Below are 5,440 nucleotides of genomic sequence, written 5' to 3'. Positions count from 1 at the left end.
CTCTACCACACGCGCTTCGGCGTGCATCTGCTGGCCACCGGGGGCCAGGCCGAAAGTGCCGGCGCGCTCGGCATCCGCACCAACCGGGTCAAGATCGCCGCCTATACGATTTCCGGTCTCTGCGCCGGCATCGCGGCCATTCTCCTGGTCGCCCGCATCGGCTCGGCCGAACCGCAGATCAACACCAGCCTGCTCTTGAATTCGGTGGCGGCGGTGGTGCTGGGCGGCGTCAGCCTGTTCGGCGGCCGCGCCAGCATTCTTGGGCCCGCCATCGGCGCGCTGATGCTCACGGCACTCGTCAATGGCCTGACCTTGCTCAATGTGTCGGCTTTCTACCAACCGCTTGCCGTGGGAGCCATCGTGGTGCTGGCGGCGCTGATCATGCGGTATCAGAAATGAGCGCTCCCCATCACATCCCCGCCGCTGAGGCGATCATCGCCTGCGAAGGGCTGAGCAAGCATTTCGGCGGCATCCGCGCCTTCACCGACGTCGCCTTCCAGGCCCGCCGCGGCGAGGTCACCGCCGTGATCGGCGACAATGGCGCCGGCAAGTCGACGCTGGTCCGCAGCCTGGTCGGCGTGCATCAGCCCGACGCCGGCAATCTGTTCTTCGACGGCCGGGCGCGGCCCTTCGCCAATCCCGACGAGGCGCGCAAGGCCGGCATCGAGACCGTGCACCAGAACCTGGCGCTGATCGACGAACTGACGGTCGCACAGAACCTGTTCCTCAACCGCGAGATCGTGCGCCGCATCGGTCCCTTCGCTTTCCTCGACCGCAAGGCGATGAAACGCGAGGCCCGTTCCATGCTGTCGCGCCTGTCGATCAACGTGCCGTCGATCAACCAGCGTGTGCGGCGCCTGTCGGGCGGCCAGCGGCAGGCGATCTCGATCTGCCGCGCTGTCGGCTCCGGCGCCAAGCTGGTGGTGATGGACGAACCGACGGCAGCGCTTGGCGTGCAGGAGACGGCCAATGTCGAGGCGCTGATCCGGCGCCTGCGCGAGCAGTCGGTCTCAGTCATCCTGGTCAGCCACAATTTCGATCAGGTCCGCCGCCTGTCCGACCAGATCTGGGTGATGCGGGCGGGAAAGATGGCGGCGACTGTGCGCGCCTCGGAGACATCAGGCAACGAGCTCGTCGCGCTGGTCACCGGCGCGGCATAGTCCTGCAGCATCAGACTTGAAATCAAAGGGAGTTTGCCGGTGGCACCAATTCGTGTCGGACTTATAGGTCTTGGAGAGGTCGCCCAGTCGATCCATCTGCCGGTGCTGAGCGATCAGCGCGAGCGCTGGGTGATCGCGGGCGTGTACGACGTGTCGCCCAGCCTGGTGGCGCTGTGCACCTCGCAACACCCGACGGCAAGAACCTTCGAGACGGCCGAGGCGCTAATAGCGTCACCCGACATCGACGCGGTGTTCGTGCTGTCATCCGACGACACCCACAGCCGCTTCGTGCACGCGGCGATTGCTGCCAACAAACATATCCTGCTGGAAAAGCCTGCCTGTCTGACGGTGCGCGAGATCGACGATCTGCTGGCGCTGATGCCGAGTTACGACAAGACCCTGTTCGTCGGCTATATGCGCCGCTACGCGCCGGCCTATCTGGCCGCCAGGGACGAGCTGCCGGCCTTCGCCGACATCACCCATGTCCGCATCTTCGACCTGATCTCGGAGGGCCGGCATTTCCTCAAGAAGAGCCAGAACGTCCTCTATCCCAACGACATAGACCCGGCCCTGCTGGCGCGTGGCGCCAAGGAGCGCGACGCGCTGATCCGCGAAGTCGTCGGTGCCGACGCGCCGGCCGACCTGGTGCGCGCCTATCGCGGGCTGACGGCGCTTTCCTCGCACCACATTTCAGCGATGCGCGGGCTGATCGGCGAGCCGGCGCGCGTGCTGGCCGCGCACCGCACCAATGGCGGCGCCAACACATCGGTCACCTTCGACTACGGCCATTTCGCTTGTCTCTACGACGCGGTGGTCGACGATCTCGGCCTGTTCGACGCAATGATCGAGGTGCGCTCCAACACCAGGCGCGTGCGCATCATCTACGACACGCCCTACATCCGCAGCCTGCCGACGCGGCTGGAGGTCACCGATGCCGGCCCGCTCGGCCCGGTGACGAAAGCCTTCGGCCCTCTCTACGGCGATGCTTTCTCGAATGAACTCGAGATTTTCCACCGCCACATCGCCGAAGGAACAAAGCCGCTGACCGACCTCGCCGATTCCCGCCGCGACCTGGCGCTGATGGCCGAAATCATCGAGCGTATGAAGGAGAGCGGCCAGCGTTGAGGCGCTCCCTACTGCCCTACTGCCCTACTGCCCTACTGCCCTACTGCCCTACTGCCCTACTGCCCTACTGCCTTATTTCCCGCAGTGATGATCGTTGATCTTGTTCAATGCATTCGCGTCGGGTCCAACGCGATGGTAGGAGCACGCGCCAGCCGCCGTCGTCACCAACTGCTGATCGTAGTAGTGCGGGCCGCCGAACAGGATATCGATGAGATCGCCTTCGGCGGGAACGTAGCGTTCGGAGTGGACCCGGCGGTCGTGATGCCGGTCGCCAGCCAAGGCCGGGGCGCAAAGACTCGCGCCCGTAGCAACCGCGAGAGCTAGGATCGCAACGCATTTCGTGGTCATCGGCACACCCTTCTGGCCATTCCGGAATCGCACCATACATCCAAAACCGCCAGCCGGACAAAAGTTCCGAGAAGACCGCGATAGGCTCTTGCCGAAGCCTGCGGCCTCGCTCATCCATGATGCGTGGGAATGTGGGATCCGTGATGACCGACGCCAGCCTTCACCTCGTCGAAGCGACGATCGACCAACTGCGCCGCGCGCTCGATCACGGCACCGTCACCAGCGTCGAACTGGTCGGGGCGTATCTCAGGCGCATCGCGCATTTCGACCGGCACGGCATCAGCCTCAATGCCGTCCCAGTGCTCAACCCTGACATGTTTGAGCAGGCGGCGGCCTCCGACCAGCGGCGCCGCAACGGCGCCGTGCTCGGACCGCTCGACGGCATCCCCTACACCGCCAAGGACAGCTACAAGGTTGCAGGCCTGACGGTGGCCGCCGGCTCGCCGGCCTTCGAGCATCTCATTGCCAATGAGGATGCCTTCACCATAGCCCGGCTGCGCGCCGGCGGTGCGGTGCTGATCGGGCTGACCAACATGCCGCCAATGGCCAATGGCGGCATGCAGCGCGGCGTCTATGGCCGCGCCGAAAGTCCGTACAATGGCGATTATCTCACCGCCGCCTTCGCATCGGGTTCGTCCAATGGCTCCGGCACGGCGACAGCGGCCAGCTTCTGCGCCTTCGGGCTTGGCGAGGAAACCTGGTCGTCCGGCCGCGCGCCGGCCACCAACAATGCGCTGGTCGCCTACACGCCGTCGCGCGGCGTCATTTCTGTGCGCGGCAACTGGCCCCTGGTGCCGACCATGGATGTCGTCGTGCCGCATACGCGCAGCGTGCCCGACATGCTCGAACTGCTCGATGTGATCGTCGCCGACGATCCCGAGGCGCGAGGCGATTTCTGGCGCGCGCAGCCTTGGGTCAAGCTGCCGAAAAGCTCCGATGTGCGGCCGCCCCGTTATACCGATCTCGCACTGGCGGGGTCGTTGAAAGGCAAGCGCCTGGGCGTGCCCAGAATGTATATCGGCCGCGACAGCGAGGCCGATGCGCCGATCGAAACCCGCGCCTCGGTGCTTGCCCTGTGGGAGCAGGCAGCGGCCGATCTCAAGCGGCTTGGCGCCGAGGTGATCGAGGTCGATTTCCCCGTCGTCTCCAACTACGAGCGCGACCGCCCCGGGGCGCGCACCATGGTCGAGCGCGGGCTGGTGCCGCAGGACTTCGCCGAGCGCGAACTCTGGGATCTCAGCATCTGGGGCTGGGACGACTTTTTGCGCGCCAATGCCGACCCGGCCGTGCCCGATCTCGTCTCCGTCGACGGCCCAAAGATCTTCCCGCAGCCGCCCGGCACGCTGCCCGACCGCTATGAGGGCGGCTTCGATCTGAGAGAATATGTGGAACGGGCCCGGTTCGGCGTCACGCCGTTCGCAGACATTCCAACGCTGGAAGACGGACTGAAGGGCCTCGAAGCAACAAGGCGGATCGATTTCGAGGTCTGGCTGGACGGCCAAGACATCGACGCCGTGGTGCTGCCCGCCGCCGCCGATGTCGGACCGGCCGATGCAGACATCGACGAGGCATCCGCCGTCCTTGCCTGGCGCAATGGCACCTGGGTCGCCAACGGCAATCTGGTCTGGCGCCATCTCGGCATCCCCACCGTCACCGTGCCGATGGGAACCATGGCCGATATCGGCATGCCGGTCGGCCTGACTTTCGCCGGCAAGGCCTATGATGACGAAAGGCTGCTGCGCATGGCCGGCGACTACGAACTGTCGACCCGGCGCCGCACCCTGCCCCCACGCACGCCGGAACTGACTGAAGATGTATTTTCCCGCCGGCCCACGCAAACCGGTAACGGCAAGGCACCTCCGCTCGTCATCGCGCTTGCCGCCGAGACGCGCACGACCGGCGATCAGGACGAGATCACCATCACCCTCGACCTGCCGATCGACGCCGAGGCGGAAAACGCCAGCGTCAAGGTGCATGTCAACGGCGAGCCTGTCGCCATGCAGCGAAGCGGAGCGCGCTGCTGTGGACAGGCATTGGTTCCGGCCGCAGAGCACCAGCGGTTCCACAGCGTCTGGCGTGGCTCGTATGGCTCGATCGTGACGGCTATTGTGCGGCTGGAGGATGGGCGCAGCGCCGGCGCCTATCTGGTTACGGGCGGGATTGGATGAACGCCAGCAGCTAGGAAGGCAGCGAAGTCAGCCATTCTTCCCAAAATTCCTGCTGCATATGGACGAAAACCGGAACCACGTCGACGCCATCATCAAATATGTCGACCAGATCGCTCTCTTGCGGAAATTGCCCCGTCTTCACCTTGCAGGCTATCAATCCGCGACTTTTCTCCATCACGGTATTTTCCGGATAAACATTGGCGCTTGCTCCGTAACAGAAGGGTAGCAGGCCATCGACTTCGAGTGCCTGACGGATTTGGAACAGAGCCTCGAAAAAGTCTTCCTCTTCTGCCTCGATCACCTTGTCCCGATAACTGCATTTCAGATTGCAGGCAGCGCCGTTCACGTGCAGCGTGAACACGGCTTGCTCGTCGTCACCAACGGAACCTGCTCCGATCAGAAAAACAGTACGCTGATGGTCCATCTCATCCCCCTCGCCATGTGACGGGATGGTAGTACGACAACGGCCGCTTTCCAGCATGGCAGGGATTGGGACGCGGCCGCACTCCCTGCCGTCGTCATCCGCTGGCCGGGCGTCCCGCCGCAAAGGCAAGGTCCCGCCGAATGACATCCCGCTTGTCTTGCGACAGACCGGCAAGCAGCTTTTCATCGAGGCAGCCTGCTCGGATGAGATGAGTG

At 64.6% G+C, this 5,440-nt stretch carries 6 protein-coding genes; 4 read left to right on the top strand and 2 right to left on the bottom strand.

Annotated elements, in window-relative coordinates:
- From EN925_RS21500 to EN925_RS21490, 3 genes are all read left to right on the top strand, one after another.
- Positions 1 to 399: ABC transporter permease (locus EN925_RS21500; protein WP_164894314.1), on the top strand; the 399-nt coding region annotated here is incomplete at its 5' end.
- Positions 396 to 1,160: an ATP-binding cassette domain-containing protein gene (locus EN925_RS21495; protein WP_127368838.1), complete on the top strand. Its 765-nt coding sequence runs from the start codon at positions 396 to 398 to the stop codon at positions 1,158 to 1,160. The genes EN925_RS21500 and EN925_RS21495, both read left to right, overlap by 4 nt.
- Positions 1,161 to 1,199: 39 nt before the next feature.
- Positions 1,200 to 2,285 (top strand): Gfo/Idh/MocA family oxidoreductase, encoded by a 1,086-nt coding sequence (locus EN925_RS21490; RefSeq protein ID WP_127385261.1) that lies wholly within the window; start codon positions 1,200 to 1,202, stop codon positions 2,283 to 2,285.
- A gap of 72 nt (positions 2,286 to 2,357) precedes the next feature.
- Here the strand turns inward: EN925_RS21490 and EN925_RS21485 are convergent, their stop codons facing one another.
- A complete protein-coding gene (locus EN925_RS21485; protein ID WP_013530503.1) occupies positions 2,358 to 2,633 on the bottom strand; it encodes a hypothetical protein in 276 nt (91 codons plus the stop codon).
- 143 nt (positions 2,634 to 2,776) lie between these two features.
- Between EN925_RS21485 and EN925_RS21480 the strand changes: the two genes are divergently transcribed.
- The gene (locus EN925_RS21480) at positions 2,777 to 4,801 is read left to right on the top strand and encodes an amidase (RefSeq protein WP_127385262.1); all 2,025 of its coding nucleotides are present in this window, start codon (positions 2,777 to 2,779) and stop codon (positions 4,799 to 4,801) included.
- Positions 4,802 to 4,811: 10 nt separating this feature from the next.
- Here the strand turns inward: EN925_RS21480 and EN925_RS21475 are convergent.
- Positions 4,812 to 5,440: hypothetical protein (locus EN925_RS21475; RefSeq protein WP_245487261.1), on the bottom strand; the 629-nt coding region annotated here is incomplete at its 5' end.

Source organism: Mesorhizobium sp. M7A.F.Ca.US.006.04.2.1, from assembly GCF_004022915.1.
In the GTDB taxonomy this organism is placed as follows: Bacteria; Pseudomonadota; Alphaproteobacteria; order Rhizobiales; family Rhizobiaceae; genus Mesorhizobium; species Mesorhizobium ciceri.
This window is presented reverse-complemented; position numbering and strand designations above follow the sequence as displayed.

Bases quoted from the DNA above. Each gene is read 5' to 3' on its own strand.
- EN925_RS21495 (WP_127368838.1), top strand. From the start codon at position 396: ATGAGCGCTCCCCATCACATCCCCGCCGCTGAGGCGATCATCGCCTGC.
- EN925_RS21485 (WP_013530503.1), bottom strand. From the start codon at position 2,633: ATGACCACGAAATGCGTTGCGATCCTAGCTCTCGCGGTTGCTACGGGC.
- EN925_RS21480 (WP_127385262.1), top strand. From the start codon at position 2,777: ATGACCGACGCCAGCCTTCACCTCGTCGAAGCGACGATCGACCAACTG.